The following is an 18,929-nucleotide window of genomic DNA, read 5'->3' on the forward strand; positions in this document are numbered from 1 at the left end:
CGTGCAAGGAAGGGCAGATGTTCAAGCGTTACGCGATCTTCTACACCCCGCCCCCGGGGCCCGCCGCCGAATTCGGAGCGGCCTGGCTGGGGTGGGACAGTGCCACGGGACGGCGCGTGGCGCATCCCGAAATCCCGGGGCTCGACGTGGCGGCGCTGACCGAGGTGCCGCGCCGCTACGGCTTCCACGGCACGCTGAAGGCGCCGTTCCGGCTGGCCGAGGGGGCGCGCGAGGCGGAGCTGGTCGAGGCGGTCGCGCGGTTTGCCGAGGCTCATGCCGCCGTCACCCTCGATGGACTGGCCGTTGGTCACGGGCATCGTTTCGTTGCGATGCGCCCAGTCGGCGATACAGGCGCGCTGAACCGCCTCGAGGCCGCCATCGTCCGCGCCTTCGATCCCTTCCGCGCGCCCCTCGGCGAGGCCGACATCGCCCGCCGCCGCCGGGCGGGGCTGAGCGAACGGCAGGACCGGCAGATGCTGGAGTGGGGGTATCCCTACGTCTTCGACGACTTCCACTTCCACCTGACGCTCAGCGGTCCGGTGGAGGAGGGCGAGGGACGGCACATCGTCGCGGCGCTGGAGCCGCGCCTTCCCGAGACCCTTCGCGGCCCCTTCACGCTCGACGCGATCACGCTGATGGGCGAGGACGCGGAGGGGATGTTCCACCAGATCCACCGTCATGCCCTGACCGGGTAGAGGCAACGCAGGACCGCCTGCACCGTAGTTTCGATCGGCCCGCTGTTGTCGATCCGGTGCGCCGCGATGCCCTCGGGAAGGTCCAGCGCGGCCCGGCCAAGCCGCCGCTCGATATCTTCCGCGCATTCGCGGCCGCGCGCGGAGAGGCGGCGGGCAAGCACCGTGCGGTCCGCCGTCAGCAGGATGACGTCGAGCCGCGGAAACCGCGCCTGCGCCTCGGGCAGCACACGGCGCGAAAGGTTGACCAGCACGTCGCAGCCCTCGTCCAGCGCATCGGAGATCCCCGCCGGGATGCCGTAGCTCAGACCGTGGGCCTGCCAGGACAGCGCGAAGGCCCCGGCCTCGGCCCGGCGCCTGAACTCGGCCTCGCCGACCCCCTCGAACATCTCTCCGCCCGCCTCGGCGGGCCGGGTGATGACCCGGCGGGCAAGCCGGAACCGGGAATCGCGGGCGGCCAGCGCCTGCATCACCGTGTCCTTGCCGACGCCCGAGGGGCCGACGACGGCGATCACCCGACCGCTCATGCCGCGGCCCCGGGGGTGAAGGTGGTCACGTCGACCTCGCGGTCGCAGATCGCCTCCCGCGCCTCGGCGTCGTGGAAGATGCCGACGATCGCCGCGCCCCGCGCCTTCGCCTCGCCGATCATCGCCAGCACCGTGGCGCGGTTCAGGGGATCGAGGCTTGCCGTCGGCTCGTCCAGCAGCAGCGCGGGGTAGGGGTGGGCGAAGCCGCGGGCGATGTTGACCCGCTGCTGCTCGCCCCCCGAGAAGGTCGTGGGACTGAGAGACCAGAGCCGTTCCGGGATGTTCAGCCGGGCCAGCAGCGCCTCGGCCCGCGCGAGCGCCGCGTCGCGCGCGCTGCCCGTGGCCAGCAGCGGCTCGGCCACCACCTCGCGCGTCGGCACGCGGGGGACGACCCGCAGGAACTGGCTGACATAGCCGAGCGTGTGGCGGCGCAGGCGGATGATCTCGCGCGGGGCGGCGGCGGCCACGTCGGTACCGCCGACGAGGATACGGCCCGCGCCCGTCAGGTAGTTGCCGTAGATCATGCGCATCAACGTCGACTTGCCCGCGCCCGAGGCGCCGACCAGCGCCACGCATTCCCCGGGCGCGACCGAGAGCGAAGCCTCCGCCATCACCGGGATCCGCGCCGCGCCCTGGTTGTGCAGCACGAAGGATTTCGAGACGTTTTCGACCGATATCATGGGCTCAGACCTGCAGCACGGAGGAGACGAGAAGCTGGGTATAGGCGTGCTGCGGATCGTCGAGCACCTGGTCGGTCAGCCCGGACTCCACCACATGGCCGTCCTTCATCACCATCAGCCGGTCGGCCAGCAGCCGCACCACGGCAAGGTCGTGGGTGACGATGATCGCCGAAAGCCCCATCTCGCGCACCAGCCCGCGCAGGAGGTCCAGAAGCCGCGCCTGCACGCTGACGTCGAGGCCGCCGGTGGGTTCGTCCATGAACACCAGCCTCGGACCCGTCACGAGGTTCCGCGCGATCTGGAGCCGCTGTTGCATGCCGCCCGAGAAGGCCGTGGGCCGGTCGTCGATCCGGTCGGCGGCGATCTCGACCCGGCCCAGCCAGTCCGTCGCCTTCGCCCGGATCCGCCCGTAGTGGCGGGCGTTGACGGCCATCAGCCGCTCGCCCACGTTGCCGCCCGCGCTGACGTTCATCCGCAGCCCGTCGCGGGCGTGCTGGTGGACGAAGGCCCAGTCGGTGCGCGAGAGCATCCGCCGCTCGGACTCGCGCATGGTCAGGGTATCCCGCAGCCCGCCGTCGCGGGTGTCGAACAGGACGGCGCCGCTGTCCGGCGGGACATGTCCGGCAAGGCAGTTCAGCAGCGTCGACTTTCCCGAGCCGGATTCGCCGACAATGCCCATGACCTCCCCCGGCCAGAGGTCGAAGGAGACATCGGCGCAGCCGATCCGCGCGCCGTAGCGCTTCGTCACGCCCTCGACCCGGAGGAGGGGCGTCGTCCCGGCCGTCGCTCCGATGGCGGCGTCCATGGCGAGCTCCATCATGCGGCATCCTCCTCGAAAGGCGCAGCCTCGGCACCCGCGTGGCCTGCCCGGCGGCGTCCGGCGCAGTAATCGGTGTCGGAACACAGAAACATCCGACCGCCCTCGTCATCGACGATCAGCTCGTCGAGATAGCTGTCGGTCGCGCCGCAGAGGCCGCAGGCGTGGTCGGCCTTGCTCGCCTCGAAGGGGTGGTCCTCGAAGTCGAGGCTGACGACGCGGGTGTGCGGCGGAATGGCGTAGATCCGCTGCTCGCGCCCGGCGCCGAACAGCTGGATCGCCGCCATCTCGAGCTTGGGATTGTCGAACTTCGGGATCGGCGAAGGATCCATCACATAGCGCCCCTCGACCTTCACCGGATAGGCATAGGAGGTGGAGATCGCGCCGTGGCGGCTGATGTCCTCGTAGAGCTTCACATGCATCAGCCCGTAGTCCTCCAGCGCGTGCATCTTCCGCGTCTCGACCTCGGAGGGTTCGAGGAAGCGCAGGGGCTCGGGGATCGGCACCTGATAGACGAGGATCTGGTCGGCGCGCAGGGGCGCCTCGGGGATGCGGTGACGGGTCTGGATCACGCTCGCCTCCGCCGTCGCCTCGGTCACCGCGACCCCGGCGGTGCGTTCGAAGAAGCGGCGGATCGAGACGGCGTTGGTCGTGTCGTCGGCGCCCTGGTCGATGACCTTCAGCGTATCCTCGGGGACCAGAACCGCGGCCGAGACCTGGACCCCGCCGGTGCCCCAGCCATAGGGCATCGGCATCTCTCGGCTGGCGAAGGGCACCTGGTAGCCGGGGATGGCCAGCGCCTTCAGGATCGCGCGGCGGATCATCCGCTTCGTCTGCTCGTCGAGATAGGCGAAGTTGTACTCGTTCATCCTGCGGTCCTTTCGATCAGCGCGAGGACGCCGGCAAGATCGACCTCCACCGCGGCGGGGGCGATGCGGAGCGTGCGGATGTCGCGCGCGGCGCGGGCGCGGTCGCGGAACGGGTCGGGCGGACCGTCCTCCACCTCCACGGCAAGCCGGGCGGCCGGGCAGTAGAACTGCGCGACGCCGTCTCCGAGCGGCACCTGGCGGCGGAACTTCAGCCCGGCAAGGCGGCGGGCCCGCAGGGCCTCCCAGAGCAGGCGCTCCGCCGGGGTCGGCACCTGGCGGAGGATCCGCGCATGGTGCGTCCGCATCGTGGTCCGGCGCATGGCGTCCCCTCTCCCTGACCCTCTCCCCAGGGGGGAGAGGGCATGTCGCCCGGCGGAAAGCCTTGCGACAAGAGGTGACCGGGTGGTTAACGGACCACGGTCCGTCCGGGCGGGCTTCCCTCTCCCCGACGGGGAGAGGGCCAGGGTGAGGGGCTCTCGGGCGCTCATTCCGCGGCCTCCCCCGATGCCGAAGACGCCGCCGCGGCCTCCCGGCGCAGCTTGCGGATCAGCTCGAGCTCGGACTGGAAATCGACGTAGTGGGGCAGCTTGATGTGCTCGAGGAACCCCGTCGCCTGGATGTTGTCGGAATGGTAGAGTACGAATTCCTCGTCCTGCGCCGGGGCGCCCACGTCGTCCTCGCCCAGCTCCTTCCAGCGCAGCGCCCGGTCCACCAGCGCCATCGAGATCGCCTTCCGCTCGGTCATCCCGAAGACCAGGCCATAGCCGCGGGTGAACTGCGGCGGCTCGGTCCGGCTGCCGCGGAACTGGTTCACCGTCTCGCATTCCGTCACCGTGATCTCGCCGATCTCGACCGAGAACCCCAGCTCGGGGATCTCCATCTCGACCGGGACCGTCCCGATCCTCAGCTCCGCGACGAAGGCATGGCTGCGCGCGTAGCCCCGCTGGGTCGAATAGGCCATCCCGAGGATGAATCCCTCGTCGCCACGGGTCAGCGCCTGGAGCCGCAGCGCCCTTTCGGCGGGCAGCTCCAGCGGGCTGCGGGTCAGGTCCGGGGGGGTGTCGGCGCCTTCGGGTTCGGGCTGGATCAGGCCCTCGCGGTCGAGGAAGGACATGATGTGCGGCGTCGCCTCCTGCCGTGCCTCCGCCTCGGCGGGGGCGGACACCTCGCCGTCGGCGGCCAGCTTGAAGTCCAGCAGGCGGTGCGTGTAGTCGAAGGTGGGCCCCAGCACCTGCCCCCCGGGCGCGTCCTTGAACGTCGCCGACACCCGCCGGTCGCAGGCCATGGCGCCGGTGTCGAGGGGTGCGGAGCCGCCGAAGCGGGGGAGGGTGGTGCGGTAGGCACGGATCAGGAAGATCGCCTCGATCAGGTCGCCCCGCGCCTGCTTGATCGCCAGCGCCGCGAGGTCGGGATCGTAAAGCGAGCCCTCGGCCATCACCCGGTTCACCGCAAGCGACATCTGCTCGCGGATCTGCGCCACCGTAAGCTCGGGCACCGCCCTGTCGCCGCGCCGTTCCTCGGCGAGCCAGGCATGGGCGTTGTCGATGGCGCGCTCGCCCCCCTTCACCGCGACATACATCAGGACACCTTCGTGCTGCGCGGCAGCGCCGCCAGGCGGTCGCCGCAGGTGAAGACGAAGTCCAGCCCGAGGGGGAACAGGCGCGCATTCTCGCGGAACGCCGCGAGGTCGGGCAGGGACAGGCGGGCGGTGCCGACAATGCCGGGACCGGCGAGGGTTGCGCCTTCGGGGTCCAGCCGGTCGACCTCGACGATCAGGGTCGCCGAGCGGTCGGGGTATTCGGATGTGCCAAGTGGAAGATCGGCCAGCGGCAGCGCGTCCCAGGGCCCGAGGGCGAACATGGCGCCCGCGGCCGGGCAGAGGGGCGCGGCGGTGTGGAAGGCGATCCACTCCCGCACCTGTGGCAGGGCATGGGAAGGCGCGAGGAACAGCGGCGTGTCGGGGTCGCAGAGCGTCAGCAGCACCACGCCCGCCGCCGCCGACAGCGGGGCGGGGGGCCGCGCGCCCGCGACGGTCACGATCTCGCCCGGCCGTGCCATCGCCGTCATCACCGCGCGAAAGGCATGGGCCGCGTCGCGCGGCCCGTCGCCGAAGCCGCCTTCCAGGGTTGCCGCCTGCATCAGTCCTCTCCCCTGACCATGGTGAAGAACTCCACCTTCGTCGCCGCCGCCTTCGCCGCGCGCGTGTCCTTGCGGCGGTGCGCGTCCTCGCGCAGGGGCGCCAGCACCGCCGTCTCGACCCGCTCCGCCGCGCCGGTCTGCATCAGCGCGTCGACCAGCGCGGCGATCCTGGCCTTGCCGCCGTCGCGCCCCTGCACATAGCCGTGCCCGACCGTCCCGCAGGAGAGCTTCACCGAGCAGCGGGTGACCGTCATCTCGCCGAGGTTGAAGGGTGCGCCCACGGCCCCCGCACGGCCGCGCACCATGACGCTGCCGATCTCGGGCCCGCGCAGGACGACATGGTCGGGCGCCAGCCCCGCGGCACCCCAGGCCGTAGCCAGATTCGCGGCGGGGGCCTTGGCCAGCAGGCCCATCCAGGCCTTGCGGGCAGCGACTGTATCGGCGGTTCCAGTCATCTGGACACCTTCGGCGAATTCCTATACAACTAGACAAATCATACCCCCGGGGCGGGCAAAGGCCAAGCCCCCCAAGCGTGAAACTTTGATGACGGCATGACGCGCACCCCGATCTGGCAGGCGATTTCCGACAGCCTGCGCACCGACATCGCCGACGGCCACTATGCGCCGGGCGACCGCCTGCCGACCGAGGCGGCGCTTTCGGCGCGGTTCGGCGTGAACCGGCACACGGTGCGCCGCGCGCTTGCTGCCCTGGCCGAGGCCGGACTGGTCCATCCCCGGCGCGGCGCGGGCGTCTTCGTCACCCTCAGGCCGACCGACTATCCGATCGGGCGGCGGGTGCGGTTCCGCCAGAACCTTGCCGCGGCGGGGCGGATCCCGGCGAAGACCATCCTCGCACTCGAGACCCGCGCCGGCGACGCGCGCGAGACAGAGGCGCTGCGCCTGCCCGAAGGCGCTGCGGTCCACGCCTACGAGGGTCTTTCGCTGGCCGACGGCCTTCCGATCGCGGTCTTCACCAGCGTCTTTCCCGCCGACCGCTTCCCGACCCTGCCGAGGGATCTGGAGGAGACGCTGTCGGTCACCGAAGCGCTCGCCCGGGGCGGAGTCGCCGATTACACCCGCGCCTCCACCCGGCTCGACGCCCGGCCCGCCTCGGCCACGCAGGCGCTGCACCTGAGGTGCGCGGAGAATGCGCCGCTGCTGCGCACGGTGGGGATCAACGTCGACCCCGAGGGCGTGCCGGTGGAATACGGGCGGACGTGGTTCGCGGGCGACCGGGTGACGCTGACCGTGGGCGATTGTGGATAATTCGCACGATCCTGGGGATAACGTTACATTCCTGACGCATCGCGCAGGCAGGATGGCCTGAAACCCAGCGGGCAGGCCAGCGATGACTCCTCCGATCGACCCCCTTCGCCTTTGCGGCGCAACCTGCCTTCGCGACGGCCGCCTCTCGCGCGACGACATCGCCGTTGTCGAGGGGCGGCTGGCCGAGGGCGGGGCCGGCGCGCCCGCGCTGGATCTCTCGGGCTACCTCCTGCTGCCCGGCATCGTCGACCTCCACGGCGATGCGTTCGAGCGGCACCTCGCGCCGCGCCCCTCCGCCCCCTTCCCCCCCGCCATGGGCCTGGCCGGGGTCGACCGGGACGCGGCGGCCAGCGGCGTTACCACCGCCTTCCTCGCGCAGAGCTGGTCCTGGGAGGGCGGCAGCCGCGGCCCCGACGCGGCCGAGCGGTTCCTGGCCGAGCTGGAGGCCCACCGCCCCGCCGCGCTGACGGACCTTCAGGTGCAGCTGCGCTGCGAGACGCACACGCCCGAGACGGAGGAACGGCTGGTCGCCGCCCTGCGCCGCTTCAGCGTGCGCTATGTGGTCTTCAACAACCACCTCCCCGAGGCGCTGGAAATGGCCGAGGAGACCCCGGCCGCCTTCGCCGCATGGGCGGCGCGCACGCAGCGCAGTCCCGAGGCGTTCCGCGAGGTGGTGCGGGCCCACCTGGCCCTTGCGCCTCAGGTGCCGCGGTATCTCTGCAACCTCGCCACCGTCTTCGACAACCTGGGCGTGACATATGGCAGCCACGACGATCCGGATGCGCGGACAAGGGACTATTTCGGCATGATCGGCGCGAAGATCTGCGAATTCCCGACCCGCGCCGCCCCGGCCTTGCAGGCGAAGGTGTTCGGCAACCCGGTGCTGATGGGGGCGCCGAACGTGGTGCGCGGGCAATCGCAGACGGGCAACATCCCGGCGCTCGCGCTGATCCGCGAGGGGCTCTGCGATGCGCTGGTGTCCGATTACCACTACCCGGCGCTCGCCGCCGCGGCCTTCCGTCTGTCGGACTTGGGGGTGATGCCGCTGGCCGAGGCCTGGGCGATGATCTCGACCGTGCCCGCCCGTCTCCTCGGGCTGAAGGACCGGGGGCGGATCGCGCCGGGGCTCAGGGCCGACCTGACTTTGGTCCATGCGGAGACGCGCCGGATCGAGGGCACGCTGGCGGCGGGCCGCTGGTCGTGGCTCAGCGGCGATCTGGCGGGGCGGCTGTCGCGCCTTCGTCCGCAGGCGCTGCCGACGGCCCACGCGGCGGAGTAGTCCCGGCGTATTTCCCGAGGAAGGCCGCCGCGCCGAGGGTGCGGAAGTCGTCCAGCGCCGCGCGCAGGCTGTCGTGCGGCCAGTCCCACCACGCCAGCGCGATCAGCCCCTCGGCGATCTCCGGCGCGAAGCGCGGGCGCAGCGGCACCGCCGGGATTCCGGCGACGATGGTGTAGGGCGGCACGTCCTTCGTCACGATCGCCCCGCCCGCCACGACCGAGCCGTGGCCCAGCGTCACCTCGGGACGGATCTGAGCGCCGTGGCCGATCCAGGTGTCGTGCCCGATCACCGCGCGGCGGGACCGTCGATGCGCGAACCAGGCCTCGTCATGGGTTGCGTCGTCGAAATAGTCGGCCGAGCGGTAGTGGAAGTGGTGCAGGCTGGCTTTTTCCATCGGGTGATCGGTGGCGCCGATTCTGACGAAGCTCGCGATATTGGCGAACTTGCCGACCTCGGCGTTGGCGATGTCGGCGTAACGGTCGCAGTAGGAATAGTCGCCGATCACGGAGTGGGCCAGACGGCTGCCCCGTCCGATCTCGACATAGTGGCCGAACCGGGTGTCCACGATCTCGCAATCCGGGTGCAGGAAGGGTTCATTCTCGCTCAGTCGCGCCATGGGCTTCTTCTTTGCAAATGTACTCAGGTTCCGACGTCCGCCTCAGGCGCCGCCGCCGGTGATGAGGCGCCGTCTCAGCCAGCCCGACACCGTGTCCATCGCCATCACCATGAGCACGATCAGCACGATGTAATAGCTCACTTCCTCCCAGTCCTTCTGGGTGATGATCGCCTGCGTCAGCAGAAGCCCGATGCCGCCCCCGGTGATCGCCCCGATGATGGTCGCGGACCGGGTGTTAGATTCGAGATAGTACAGCACCTGGCTCAGCAGCACCGGGGTGATTTGCGGGATCACACCGAAGCGGTAGCGCTGGAGCGGCTTTGCGCCGGTCGATGTCACGCCCTCGATCTGCTTGCCGTCGACGTTTTCCAGCGCTTCCGAGAACATCTTGCCGAAGGAACCGGTGTCGGTCAGCAGGATGGCGAGCGATCCGGTCAGCGGTCCGGGGCCGAAGGCGCGGGAGAGGACGATGGTCCAGATCAGCCCGTCGACGCCCCGGAGGAAGTCGAACACCCGCCGCGCGGCGAAGCGCAGGGCGCCGAGGGGGGCGAAGTTCTTCGCCGCGAGGAAGCCGAGGGGCAGGGCGATGATCGCCGCCCCGAAGGTGCCGAGGAAGGCCATCAGCACCGTCTCGACCAGCGCCCAGGCCACGTCGCCGTGCCGCCACATGCTGTTGGTCCAGAAGTCGGACAGGATCGCGCCCGCCTCGCCGTCCATCGCCCGCGATGCGAGCTCGCCCCAGCCCATCGCGTGATAGGGGGAGTCGAGGGTGAAGAAGAACAGCTCCCACCCCAGGGCATAGCGGAACACCTCGGCGCGGTTGCGGGTGACGGTCAGGCGGCCCGCATCGGTGGTGACGGCCAGCCGGTTCTTCGAGACGCTGATCCAGTCCGGCACCGGGCCCGGCGGCAGTTCGGCGTCGACGCCGCCGCGGCCGGGAGTCGTGACGATCCGGCCATAACCGGGAATGTCGTAGGTCACGGCTTCGGCCCCGAAGGTCACGACATGGCCCTTGCCGAGGTCGATCACCGTGTCGCCGTCCGCGCCTTCGGGCAACGTCACCCAGGCCGGCGCGGTGCCGGGGGCGTACTGGCCCTTGCGCTCGCCCTCGATGGCGATCTCGACCGAGGCGTCGCGGTTGTCGCGGGTGACGTGGGTCTTGTAGCTGTAGGTGTCGCGGACCAGCGTGGCGGCATTGGCAAGGCTCACCCGCTCGCCGAGGCCGGCGATGTCGAAGGCGACGAAGACATAGGCGAGATAGGCCAGCACCAGCCCGGGCAGCGCGAAAGACAGCAGGCGCTTGCGGGCGAAGCGGGCGGAGATGGCGGTGTGCAGGGTCGCGTCGGTCACAGCATGGCCTCCCCGCGCCGCGCGCCGTGGGTCAGGCGGTCGCGGGCGATGCTTGAAATCTGGTCGACGACGACGATGGTCAGGAACAGCAGCAGGAAGATCGCCGCCGCCTCGTCGAACTTGCCCTGGCCCCAGCTCATCGTGTTGCGAAGGTCATAGCCGATGCCCCCCGCGCCGACGAAGCCGAGGATGGCGGAGGCGCGGATGTTGATCTCGAACCTCAGCAGCGCGTAGCTGAGGTAATTCGGCGCTACCTGCGGGATCACCCCGAGCCACATCCGCTGGGTCCAGTTGGCGCCGACCGATTCCAGCCCCTCCACCGGCTTCAGCGAGGCGTTCTCGTTCACCTCCGAGAACAGCTTGCCGAGCGCGCCGACCGTGTGCAGCGCGATGGCGATCATCGCGGGCACCGGCCCGCCGCCGAGGAGGTAGATCAGCACCAGCGCGATCACGATCTCGGGCACCGCGCGCAGGATGTCGAGCACCCGGCGCAGCGGCCCGACGGCCCAGCCCACCGGCGCGAGGCCGCGGGTGACGAGCAGCGACATGACGAGCCCCGCCATGGCCCCGATCAGGGTCGAGGCGGCGGCGATGTTCAGCGTCTCGATCAGCGAGGGGAGGTATTTCAGCAGGTAGCCCGGCAGCAGGTGCGCCCGCTCCCACGCCTCTCCGATCACGTCCGCCGGGAAGTCGAGGATGTTGTGCAGCCCGTCCCAGAAGCCGCCGGCGTTGCGCGCATCCGCCGTGACGAAACCGCCGACCAGCAGCACCGCGAACAGCACGCCCAGCACCAGGTTCGCCAGCCGCTTCGCCCTGACCTCGGCCAGGTAGGTTTCGCGGATGCCGCGCACCCGTGGCGCCGCGCCGGTGATTTCTGCCATCCCTCTGCCCCCGGGGGTAAGACAGCGGGTCCCCGGAGGCTCCGGGGACCCGCGAAAGCCTGCGATCAGGCCGCGATCAGTTGGATTCGGCCTTCCGGGCCTCGATGATCGAGAGGTAGGCGTCGTGGGTGATCGGCTGGAATCCCAGCGTCTCGCCCGCCGCGACGCCATAGGCGCAGTCCGCGTCCTTCTCGATCAGACCCTCGACCAGGTCGACCATCGTGGTCTTCACGTCCTCGGGCAGATCCTTGCGCAGCACGACGGGGCCTTCCGGGATCGGCTTCGAGCGCCAGATCTCGACCAGGTCGTTCATGTCGACGAGGCCCGCATCCACGGCCTTCCTGAGCGCGCCGGAGTTGTAGCCGTCTTCCCAGTTGCCCTGGCCGTCGGCCCAGGTCACGCCGCCGTCGACGTCACCGTTGTTCACCGCGACGATGGTCTGCTCGTGGCCGCCGGTGAAGACGACCTCGCCGAAATAGTCGCCGTTCTCCATTGAGGCGCCGGTTTCCTGCGGGATCTCGATCGAGGGGATCAGGTAGCCCGAGGTCGAGTTCGGATCGCCGAAGCCGAACTTCTTGCCCTTCATGTCCTCGAGCGAGGTGATGCCGCTGTCCTTCCGGGCGAAGCCGATGGAGTGGTAGCCGTAGGAGCCGTCGAGGTTGACCTTCACCAGCACCGGTTCGACCGCCTCGGGGTCCTGGAGATAGACGGCGGCATAGCCCGAGGCGCCGAGCCAGGCCATGTCGAGCGTGCCGCCGAGCAGGCCCTGGATCACGCCGTTGTAGTCGGCGGGCGCGAAGAGCTTGGTCGGCACGCCAAGCGCCTCTTCGGTGTATTTCCGCAGGCACTCGTTCGAGTTCAGGCGGTCCTGCGCGTTCTCGCCGCCCAGAAGGCCGATGCGGAACTCGGTGATCTCCTGCGCGGTGGCGGAGGCGGCGGTGAGGGCGGTGGTCGCCAGCACGGCGGCAAGCAGCGTTTTCATCTGGTGTGTCTCACTCTTCGTTTGCGCCCCCGGGGGGGCTTCTGGGGTGTCTTCGGGAAGGGATCAGGCCGGGGCGACCTGCCGCGCGGGCAGGGGATCGCGGTCCAGCGCGCCGATCTCGGTCGAGGTCGCGGCCTCGGAGAAGCCCGCGTCGGCGCCGTAGATGTCGCGGGCGACGCCGCTGGTCAGCTGGCCGGGCGTGCCGTCGAAGACGATCCGCCCGTCGCGCATGCCGATCACCCGGTCGCAGTAGCGCCGCGCGGTGTCCAGCGTGTGGAGGTTCGCGATCACGGTGCGCCCGTCCTCGTCATGGATCCGGCGCAGCGCCTGCATCACGACCTGCGCGTTCATCGGGTCGAGAGAGGCGATGGGTTCGTCGGCGAGGATGATCCGCGGATCCTGCATCAGCGCCCGCGCGATGGCGACGCGCTGCTGCTGTCCGCCCGACAGCGCCTCGGCCCGTTTCGGGGCGTGTTCGGCAATGCCGAGCCGGTCCAGGATGTCGATCGCCCGCTCGATGTCCTCCTGCGGGAACAGGTTGAACATCGTGGTAAAGGTCGAGCGGCGGTTCAGCGTGCCGTGCAGCACGTTCGACACCACGTCCATCCGCGGCACCAGGTTGAACTGCTGGAAGATCATCGCGCACTGGGACTGCCAGCTGCGCCTGGCGGCGCCGCGCAGGCGGGTCACGTTGAGGTCGTCGAACAGGATCTCGCCCGACGTCGCCTCGGTCAGGCAGTTCAGCATCCTGAGCAGGGTGGACTTGCCCGCCCCCGAACGCCCGATGATGCCGATCATCATCGGCCGGTTGACGCTCAGCGTCGCGCGGTCGACCGCGACATTGGCTCCGAAACGCTTGGTCAGCGCGGTGATCTTCAGCATCCTGCCATCCCCGTTTGTCGCGGGGATTTCTGGCGCCGTCCGGAGTCAGTGGTGTGTCAGAACGGTAAATGTTTTCTGACAATCCGCCCGGTCGCGCCCGCTGCTTCGGACGCCTTCAGACCGGGTCGAGGGCCGCGGGCCCGTCGACGATCAGCATCGGACACCCGCGCGAGCACCGCTCGACCCGGCTGTCGATGCCGTACATACGGCGGATCAGCTCCGGCGTCAGCACCTCGAGCGTCGGACCGGAGGCGAGGGTGCCTCCGCCCCCGAGGGCCACCGTGGAGGTGCAGCAGCGCATCACCTGGTTCAGGTCGTGCAGGGCCAGAAGCATGACCGCTCCGGTCTCTTCGGCATACCGGCGCAGTGACTCCAGCACCTCGTACTGGCGGTGCAGGTCGAGGGCCGAGGTCGGCTCGTCCATCAGGACCACCCTCGGCCGGCTCACCAGGGTCTGCGCGATCGAGACCGCCTGGCGCTGACCGCCCGAGAGTTCCGCGAGGTGACGGACGGCAAGATCGGTGATGTTGAACCGGCGCAGGCTGTCGTCCACGGTACGCAGTTCCTGCGCGCTCAGCCGCCAGCCGCCGGTGCCCTGCTTCAGCGCGAGGATGATCGATTCGAAGACCGTCAGCGCCGCGTTCATCCCGGTGTCCTGCGGCATGTAGCGCAGATCGGGCGCTCCGGCCCCGTCCAGCCGGACCGTTCCGTTGCCGGGAAGATGCCCGGCGATGCGGCGGAACAGCGTGGATTTCCCGGCCGCGTTTGGGCCCACCAGGGCCGTCAGCGTACCGCCCGGAACACGGGCCGACGCATCGGTGAGGATCTGCCGCCGCCCGTACCGCGCGCCGACCCGTTCCAGCGTCAGACTTACCATGACTTGCGTCCCTTCGTCAGGATCAGGGCGGCGAAGAACGGCACGCCGACCAGCGCGGTGATGATGCCGATGGGCAGCACGGCCCCCGGCAGGATCGCCTTGGAGAGGACCGAGGTGGCCGACAGGATCACCGCTCCCGCCAGCATCGCGCCGGGAAGGAAGAACCGCTGGTCCTCGCCCAGCAGCAGGCGCGCGACATGCGGACCGACGATCCCGATGAACCCGATGGTGCCGACGAAGCTGACGGGCACCGCCGCCAGGATCGACACCAGGACCAGGGTTTCGAGCCGGAGCCGCCTGACCGGAACCCCCATGGCGACGGCACGGACCTCGCCCAGCCGGATCGCCGTCAGCGCCCAGGCCCGCCGCGCGAACAGCGGCGTGCAGACCGCGAGGATCGCGGCGGTGACCGTGACCTTGCCCCAGGTCGCCTTGGTCAGGCTGCCCATGGTCCAGAAGACGACGGCCGACAGCGCCTGTTCCGAGGCGAAGTACTGAAGCAGGGCCAAGGCCGCGTTGAAGGAGAAGACGAGGGCGATCCCGAGGAGGATGATGGTCTCCGTCGTCACCCCGCGCAACGTCGAGAGGAGGAAGATCAGCAAGGACGCGGCCATCGCCATGGCGAAGGCGTTGACCGGCACCATCAGCGCCACGGCGCCGGGAAGGATCGCCACGCCCAGCACCATCGCCAGCGCGGCCCCGAAACTGGCTGCCGCCGACAGGCCCAGCGTGAACGGACTGGCCAGCGGATTGGCGAGGATGGTCTGCATCTGGGCCCCGGCCAGCGAGAGGCTGGCCCCGACGGTGACCGCCAGAAGGGCCATGGGCATCCGGATCTCCCAGACCACGACGCGCATCTGCAGGTCGGCGGACCCCGGCGCGAAGATCGTCTGCAGGACGTCCCCGAGCGCATAGCGGGCCGGCCCCAGCGACACGTCCACCGCCACCGACAGGACAAGCGCCAGCGCCAGCCCCAGCAGGACCACGACGCGGCGGCCCACCAGCCCGCGGTAGCTTTGCGCGCTGGCCGGTTCGCCCGCGTTCAGATCAAGGGATGTCATGGTGCCTCCGATGCCGAAAGGCGGCCCTGGCCGGGCCGCCGCCCTGGGGTGAAGCCGGGTTCAGTCGGTCGCCGCGGCATCCAGCGACACCCAGTAGCCGGGGCTGTAGTCGACCGGCAGGAACCGGGCGTGCAGCTCTTTCATGGTCGCTTCGGGATCGAGTTCGGGAAACAGCTCGGGGTGAAGCCAGGTCGCCAGCCGCTGCACGGCGACGAAGCTGTAGGGAGAGTTGTAGAACTGGTGCCAGATGCCGTGGACCTGGCCGTTCCGCACCGCCTTCACGCCGGTGTAGGCCGGGCGTTCCATCAGCGCCGCCAGCTTTCGCCCGGCCTCCTCCATATCCGATCCGGGGCCCATGCCCACCCAGTCCCCGCCGGGCACGTAGGCCTCCCAGTTGCCGCCGGTCACGACGATCTGATCGGGGTCCGAGGCGATGACCTGCTCGGCGTTGACGGTGCCGAACGTGCCGGGGATGAACGCGGATCCCATGTTGGTGCCCCCTGCAAGTTCGACGAATCGGCCGAAGTTGCCGTTGCCGAAGGACATGCAGCAGTCCTCGGAATAGCCGCCCGCCCGTTCGACGAACACCAGCGGACGGTCGAGATCTCTCTCGGCGTCGATCACGTCGGTGACGCGGGCCATCTGTTCGCTGTAGAAGGCGGAGAAATCCGCGGCCCTGTCCTCCTTGCCGAACAGCTTTCCGATGATCTCCATGGAGGGCGCCGTATGCGCGAACGGCTTCTCGCGGAAATCGACGTAGACGATGGGGATGCCGACCTTGGCAAGCTTCTCCTCGTATCCCGCTTCCTCCGTCGCGGCCTTCGATTCGAGGTTCATGATCATCACGTCCGGGTTCAGCGACACCGCCTGCTCGATGTCGAACGATCCGTCCTTGAACCCGCCGAAGGTCGGGATGTCCTTCATCTGCGGAAACTTCCGCGCATAGATGTCATAGGTCTCGGGCGACGCTTCCCTGAAATCGTCGCGCCAGCCGACCACGCGGGCGAAGGGATTCCCGCTGTCCAGGACGGCGGTGAAGAAGACCTGCCGGCCCTCGCCCAGGATCACGCGCTCCACCGGTGCATCGACCGTGACCTCGCGTCCGGCGATGTCGGTCAGGGTGACGGGTTCGGCCTGCACGAGGCCGGCGGCGAGGGCGTTCAGCGCCATGGCGCCGAAGATGGGACGAAGGGTCATGTCTTGCTCCGAGAGGTGTCAGCTTCCTCGGGCTATTATTTCCGACTATTTCAGTCAACAAAAAATCCGATGATTTTGGTAAGTTATTTCCGCGGCGTACTCGGACTTGTCGCACCCGAGGCCGCAGCGGCAATGGGAAGCGCGATAAGCAAGATTATGTGACGCTTGACCGTCGGCGGTGGCACGATGGATCCGTCACCGCCTCGTCGAAGAGGATCGGCTCCGTGCGGATGCCGGCCACCGGCAGCGGCCGTAGTCAGATCGGCGGGGCGGCGCGTTCGGTCATCAGCTGTCTCGCGGTGACCCGTTCGCGGTGGATCATGTAGAGGCCCGCGCCGATGATGATCGCGATGCCCGTCAGCGCCAGCGCGTTCGGGAAATCGCCGAACACGAGGTAGCCCAGCAGGGTGGCCACCGGCAGTTCGAGGTACTGCAACGGCGCCAGCGTGGCGGACGGTGCCATGGACAGCGCGTAGGTCATCATCATGTGGCTCAGCGCGGCGAAGAACCCGACGCCCACCAGCCACAGCCATGCCATGCCGTCCGGCCAGACCGGATCGAGCAGGGCGGAGCCCGAACCCTCGGCCAGCCAGAGGACCGGGATGCAGAGCAGGCTGGCAATCAGGCCGGTGTAGAACTGCAGGCTCACGGGATGGACATGCCGCGACAGCCCGCGCGTCACGAGGATGTAGGAGGCGAAGCTGACCGCCGTTCCCAGCGGAAACAGCGCCACGGCGCCGAAGGCCGAGAAGCTGGGCTGGATCACGAACAGGACCCCTGCGAACCCCACCAGCGCGGCCCCGACCCGCCGCGGACCGACCTCTTCGCCAAGATGGAACCGGCCCACCAGAAGGACGATGAACGGTGCCACGAAGACGATGGCGAGCGCGTCGGCCAGCGGCATGACGCTGATCGCCGCGATGAAACAGAAGGTGGCAACCAGCAGGAACACCGCGCGGAACAGCAGCGCCAGCCAGTGCGCGCGCGCGATCCGCAACGACAGGCCCATGATCCCGATGACGGGCGCCATGAGCGCGCACTGCACGACGAAGCGGGCGGCCGTGATCTGTCCGACCGGAACGCTGTCCGACGCCAGCTTCGCCGACACGTCCAGCAGGGGGGCGGTCAGGCAGAACCCCACCATGAGGGCGACACCGGCGAGAATGCGATCGGTAGAGGGAAGAGGCGGTGCTTCGGTCATGGCTCCAGCTAGGTCCATTCCGCTCCGCCGTCCATGACGATTGTGACGTCGGGGGAAGGAACGGTCGGCGCCGCCGTCCCGACGCTGCCGCAACGGACCTGCAAGTTGCGGCGCTGGTGGCGGGACGCCGAGGCGCGGGGCCCGGTGCGGGCCGACGAAACCCCAGGCCAGGCCGGCGGCAGATTGAAATGTCGTACACCCAAGGGCCGACGGTCGGCGGCGGTGCGCCGGCTCGCCATCGCCCGGCAGGGCGACCGCACTGCGCGCTGTCAGCATGCGCCGCAAGCGGCTGAGGCGGCTCGATGAACCCGCCCTGCGACGCCGCCCGGCTCAGCTGTCGCTGCGGCCGATCAGCTTGTTGAAGCGGCTGGTCTGGCCGTCCTCGACGGTGTCCTGGTGCAGGAAGGCAAGCTTGCGGTCCTCGAAGACCTCGAAGAACTCCTCCCAGGAGATCTCCTCAAGCCCGTCCTCGGGCGGATCGAAGTCGATCCTCAGCACCCCGCCCTCGCCGGTGCCCTGCACCCGGGCAGGATGTCCGTCGCGGCTTTCGACCCAGTCCCGGATCGTCTCGTGATCGGTGGTGGTGGTTGTCCTGCTCATCTGCATCTCCTTTTCCGGACGGGGTGAGGATCAGTCGGCCGTCGGCGCGCCGCCATCGGGGTGCAGGACGTGGCCGGTCATGAAGGACGCGTCCTCGCAGGCCAGGAACAGCAGCGCGGGCGCCACCTCGTTCGGCTGGCCGGGACGGCCGAGCGTGCTGCTTTGGCCGAAGCTCTCGACCTTTTCGGGCGGGAAGGAGGCGGGGATCAGCGGCGTCCAGATCGGCCCCGGCGCCACCCCGTTCACCCGGATTCCCCGCTCGGCAAGCTTGTGCGCCAGGGCCCGCGTGAAGGACACGATGGCGCCCTTGGTCGCGGAATAGTCAAGCAGCAGGTCCTGTCCGCGATAGGCGGTGACGGAGGTCACGTTGACGATGCTTGCCCCTTCGCCGAGACGCGGAAGGGCGGCCTGGACCATGAACATCTGGCCGAAGATGTTGGTGCGGAAGGTGGCTTCGATCTGGTCCTCGGACACGTCCTCGAAGGAGGTCTGCGCGTGCTGCTCGCCCGCGTTGTTCACCAGCACGTCGAGCCGGCCGAACGTCTCGACCACCTGGGCCACCGCGTCGCCGCAGAAATCGCGGCGGCCGACGTCGCCCGCGATGGCGATGCCCTCCGCACCTTCGGCCCGGATCTTCTGAAGCGTCTCCTCGGCGTCCTCGCCCTCTTCGAGATAGACGATGGCGACCCTGGCGCCTTCCCGCGCGAACAGGACGGCCGTGGCGCGGCCGATGCCCGAGTCACCGCCGGTGATCAGGGCAACCTTTCCTGAAAGCCGCCCGGCGCCGGGATAGCGCGGGGCGTAGTCGGGCGCGGGAGACATCGCGTGTTCCCGCCCCGGTTGTCGATCCTGGACGCGGTTGTCCGAGTACTGGGTCATCGTCGTGCTCCTTCCTTTCAGCGGGCAGTGGCGGCCGGGCGATGCCGGTTCGGATCCGCCGGATCCCGATGCTGTCGCCGTCCCCTGCCCGCGCCTCGCGGTCCAGAGCGGGCCGGACTCTTCGGCCGGATGCCG

The 18,929-nt window shown here is 69.5% G+C and carries 22 protein-coding genes; 3 read left to right on the forward strand and 19 right to left on the reverse strand.

What is annotated here, in order from left to right:
* Window positions 1-17 precede the first annotated feature (17 nt).
* The gene (locus A7B20_RS09545) at window positions 18-695 is read left to right on the forward strand and encodes a DUF1045 domain-containing protein (protein ID WP_102108345.1); all 678 of its coding nucleotides are present in this window, start codon (window positions 18-20) and stop codon (window positions 693-695) included.
* On the opposite strand, the gene phnN is transcribed toward A7B20_RS09545, so the two are convergent.
* The 8 genes from phnN to phnG form a co-directional block, all read right to left on the reverse strand.
* Entirely contained in the window at window positions 677-1,219 is a 543-nt protein-coding gene (phnN, locus tag A7B20_RS09550) for a phosphonate metabolism protein/1,5-bisphosphokinase (PRPP-forming) PhnN (protein WP_102108346.1), read from the reverse strand. The genes A7B20_RS09545 and phnN overlap by 19 nt on opposite strands.
* A complete protein-coding gene (phnL, locus tag A7B20_RS09555; protein WP_102108347.1) occupies window positions 1,216-1,899 on the reverse strand; it encodes a phosphonate C-P lyase system protein PhnL in 684 nt (227 codons plus the stop codon). Before phnL ends, phnN begins: the two co-directional genes overlap by 4 nt.
* A 4-nt stretch (window positions 1,900-1,903) precedes the next feature.
* Window positions 1,904-2,716, reverse strand: coding sequence for a phosphonate C-P lyase system protein PhnK (phnK, locus tag A7B20_RS09560; RefSeq protein WP_245866770.1), 813 nt, complete (start codon window positions 2,714-2,716; stop codon window positions 1,904-1,906).
* Entirely contained in the window at window positions 2,716-3,585 is an 870-nt protein-coding gene (locus A7B20_RS09565; protein WP_102108348.1) for an alpha-D-ribose 1-methylphosphonate 5-phosphate C-P-lyase PhnJ, read from the reverse strand. Before A7B20_RS09565 ends, phnK begins: the two co-directional genes overlap by 1 nt.
* A complete protein-coding gene (locus tag A7B20_RS09570; protein ID WP_102108349.1) occupies window positions 3,582-3,905 on the reverse strand; it encodes an endonuclease domain-containing protein in 324 nt (107 codons plus the stop codon). Before A7B20_RS09570 ends, A7B20_RS09565 begins: the two co-directional genes overlap by 4 nt.
* A 164-nt stretch (window positions 3,906-4,069) precedes the next feature.
* Window positions 4,070-5,164: a carbon-phosphorus lyase complex subunit gene (locus tag A7B20_RS09575; RefSeq protein WP_102108350.1), complete on the reverse strand. Its 1,095-nt coding sequence runs from the start codon at window positions 5,162-5,164 to the stop codon at window positions 4,070-4,072.
* Entirely contained in the window at window positions 5,164-5,724 is a 561-nt protein-coding gene (phnH, locus tag A7B20_RS09580; RefSeq protein WP_102108351.1) for a phosphonate C-P lyase system protein PhnH, read from the reverse strand. The genes A7B20_RS09575 and phnH overlap by 1 nt, the downstream gene beginning before the upstream one ends.
* A complete protein-coding gene (gene phnG, locus A7B20_RS09585; protein ID WP_102108352.1) occupies window positions 5,724-6,179 on the reverse strand; it encodes a phosphonate C-P lyase system protein PhnG in 456 nt (151 codons plus the stop codon). The genes phnH and phnG overlap by 1 nt, the downstream gene beginning before the upstream one ends.
* A 96-nt stretch (window positions 6,180-6,275) precedes the next feature.
* Here phnG and phnF point away from each other — a divergent pair, with 96 nt between their 5' ends.
* Window positions 6,276-6,989 carry a phosphonate metabolism transcriptional regulator PhnF gene (phnF, locus tag A7B20_RS09590; RefSeq protein WP_102108353.1) on the forward strand — a complete coding sequence of 238 codons (714 nt, stop codon included), beginning with the start codon at window positions 6,276-6,278 and terminating at the stop codon, window positions 6,987-6,989.
* An 82-nt stretch (window positions 6,990-7,071) separates the two neighbouring features.
* Complete coding sequence (locus tag A7B20_RS09595) at window positions 7,072-8,268, forward strand: alpha-D-ribose 1-methylphosphonate 5-triphosphate diphosphatase (RefSeq protein WP_102108354.1); 1,197 nt, start codon at window positions 7,072-7,074, stop codon at window positions 8,266-8,268.
* On the opposite strand, the gene A7B20_RS09600 is transcribed toward A7B20_RS09595, so the two are convergent.
* From A7B20_RS09600 to A7B20_RS09650, 11 genes are all read right to left on the reverse strand, one after another.
* On the reverse strand, window positions 8,195-8,884 hold the full coding sequence (locus A7B20_RS09600) for an LbetaH domain-containing protein (protein WP_102108355.1): 690 nt from the start codon (window positions 8,882-8,884) through the stop codon (window positions 8,195-8,197). The genes A7B20_RS09595 and A7B20_RS09600 overlap by 74 nt on opposite strands.
* 42 nt (window positions 8,885-8,926) lie before the next feature.
* Window positions 8,927-10,234 carry a phosphonate ABC transporter, permease protein PhnE gene (gene phnE, locus A7B20_RS09605; protein WP_102108356.1) on the reverse strand — a complete coding sequence of 436 codons (1,308 nt, stop codon included), beginning with the start codon at window positions 10,232-10,234 and terminating at the stop codon, window positions 8,927-8,929.
* A complete protein-coding gene (gene phnE, locus A7B20_RS09610) occupies window positions 10,231-11,115 on the reverse strand; it encodes a phosphonate ABC transporter, permease protein PhnE (RefSeq protein WP_102108357.1) in 885 nt (294 codons plus the stop codon). Before phnE (A7B20_RS09610) ends, phnE (A7B20_RS09605) begins: the two co-directional genes overlap by 4 nt.
* A gap of 76 nt (window positions 11,116-11,191) precedes the next feature.
* On the reverse strand, window positions 11,192-12,097 hold the full coding sequence (gene phnD / locus A7B20_RS09615; RefSeq protein WP_102108358.1) for a phosphonate ABC transporter substrate-binding protein: 906 nt from the start codon (window positions 12,095-12,097) through the stop codon (window positions 11,192-11,194).
* A gap of 63 nt (window positions 12,098-12,160) precedes the next feature.
* The gene (gene phnC / locus A7B20_RS09620; protein WP_102108359.1) at window positions 12,161-12,979 is read right to left on the reverse strand and encodes a phosphonate ABC transporter ATP-binding protein; all 819 of its coding nucleotides are present in this window, start codon (window positions 12,977-12,979) and stop codon (window positions 12,161-12,163) included.
* A 115-nt stretch (window positions 12,980-13,094) separates the two neighbouring features.
* Window positions 13,095-13,856, reverse strand: a complete 762-nt coding sequence (locus A7B20_RS09625; protein ID WP_102108360.1) for an ABC transporter ATP-binding protein — start codon at window positions 13,854-13,856, stop codon at window positions 13,095-13,097.
* Entirely contained in the window at window positions 13,850-14,917 is a 1,068-nt protein-coding gene (locus A7B20_RS09630; protein WP_102108361.1) for a FecCD family ABC transporter permease, read from the reverse strand. The genes A7B20_RS09625 and A7B20_RS09630 overlap by 7 nt, the downstream gene beginning before the upstream one ends.
* Before the next feature lie 60 nt (window positions 14,918-14,977).
* Entirely contained in the window at window positions 14,978-16,114 is a 1,137-nt protein-coding gene (locus tag A7B20_RS09635; protein ID WP_102108362.1) for an ABC transporter substrate-binding protein, read from the reverse strand.
* A 256-nt stretch (window positions 16,115-16,370) separates the two neighbouring features.
* Complete coding sequence (locus A7B20_RS09640; RefSeq protein WP_342747249.1) at window positions 16,371-17,315, reverse strand: DMT family transporter; 945 nt, start codon at window positions 17,313-17,315, stop codon at window positions 16,371-16,373.
* A 330-nt stretch (window positions 17,316-17,645) separates the two neighbouring features.
* Entirely contained in the window at window positions 17,646-17,915 is a 270-nt protein-coding gene (locus A7B20_RS09645; RefSeq protein ID WP_102108364.1) for a hypothetical protein, read from the reverse strand.
* A 30-nt stretch (window positions 17,916-17,945) separates the two neighbouring features.
* A complete protein-coding gene (locus tag A7B20_RS09650) occupies window positions 17,946-18,794 on the reverse strand; it encodes a glucose 1-dehydrogenase (protein ID WP_102108365.1) in 849 nt (282 codons plus the stop codon).
* Between the last annotated feature and the right edge of the window lie 135 nt (window positions 18,795-18,929).

The sequence above is a fragment of the Oceaniglobus roseus genome (assembly GCF_002869745.1).
Lineage (GTDB): Bacteria > Pseudomonadota > Alphaproteobacteria > Rhodobacterales > Rhodobacteraceae > Oceaniglobus > Oceaniglobus roseus.

Coding starts and splice junctions, on each gene's coding strand:
- A7B20_RS09545 (WP_102108345.1), top strand. CDS start 18: ATGTTCAAGCGTTACGCGATCTTCTACACCCCGCCCCCGGGGCCCGCC.
- phnN (WP_102108346.1), bottom strand. CDS start 1,219: ATGAGCGGTCGGGTGATCGCCGTCGTCGGCCCCTCGGGCGTCGGCAAG.
- phnL (WP_102108347.1), bottom strand. CDS start 1,899: ATGATATCGGTCGAAAACGTCTCGAAATCCTTCGTGCTGCACAACCAG.
- phnK (WP_245866770.1), bottom strand. CDS start 2,716: ATGGAGCTCGCCATGGACGCCGCCATCGGAGCGACGGCCGGGACGACG.
- A7B20_RS09565 (WP_102108348.1), bottom strand. CDS start 3,585: ATGAACGAGTACAACTTCGCCTATCTCGACGAGCAGACGAAGCGGATG.
- A7B20_RS09570 (WP_102108349.1), bottom strand. CDS start 3,905: ATGCGCCGGACCACGATGCGGACGCACCATGCGCGGATCCTCCGCCAG.
- A7B20_RS09575 (WP_102108350.1), bottom strand. CDS start 5,164: ATGTATGTCGCGGTGAAGGGGGGCGAGCGCGCCATCGACAACGCCCAT.
- phnH (WP_102108351.1), bottom strand. CDS start 5,724: ATGCAGGCGGCAACCCTGGAAGGCGGCTTCGGCGACGGGCCGCGCGAC.
- phnG (WP_102108352.1), bottom strand. CDS start 6,179: ATGACTGGAACCGCCGATACAGTCGCTGCCCGCAAGGCCTGGATGGGC.
- phnF (WP_102108353.1), top strand. CDS start 6,276: ATGACGCGCACCCCGATCTGGCAGGCGATTTCCGACAGCCTGCGCACC.
- A7B20_RS09595 (WP_102108354.1), top strand. CDS start 7,072: ATGACTCCTCCGATCGACCCCCTTCGCCTTTGCGGCGCAACCTGCCTT.
- A7B20_RS09600 (WP_102108355.1), bottom strand. CDS start 8,884: ATGGCGCGACTGAGCGAGAATGAACCCTTCCTGCACCCGGATTGCGAG.
- phnE (WP_102108357.1), bottom strand. CDS start 11,115: ATGGCAGAAATCACCGGCGCGGCGCCACGGGTGCGCGGCATCCGCGAA.
- phnD (WP_102108358.1), bottom strand. CDS start 12,097: ATGAAAACGCTGCTTGCCGCCGTGCTGGCGACCACCGCCCTCACCGCC.
- phnC (WP_102108359.1), bottom strand. CDS start 12,979: ATGCTGAAGATCACCGCGCTGACCAAGCGTTTCGGAGCCAATGTCGCG.
- A7B20_RS09625 (WP_102108360.1), bottom strand. CDS start 13,856: ATGGTAAGTCTGACGCTGGAACGGGTCGGCGCGCGGTACGGGCGGCGG.
- A7B20_RS09630 (WP_102108361.1), bottom strand. CDS start 14,917: ATGACATCCCTTGATCTGAACGCGGGCGAACCGGCCAGCGCGCAAAGC.
- A7B20_RS09635 (WP_102108362.1), bottom strand. CDS start 16,114: ATGACCCTTCGTCCCATCTTCGGCGCCATGGCGCTGAACGCCCTCGCC.
- A7B20_RS09640 (WP_342747249.1), bottom strand. CDS start 17,315: ATGACCGAAGCACCGCCTCTTCCCTCTACCGATCGCATTCTCGCCGGT.
- A7B20_RS09645 (WP_102108364.1), bottom strand. CDS start 17,915: ATGAGCAGGACAACCACCACCACCGATCACGAGACGATCCGGGACTGG.
- A7B20_RS09650 (WP_102108365.1), bottom strand. CDS start 18,794: ATGACCCAGTACTCGGACAACCGCGTCCAGGATCGACAACCGGGGCGG.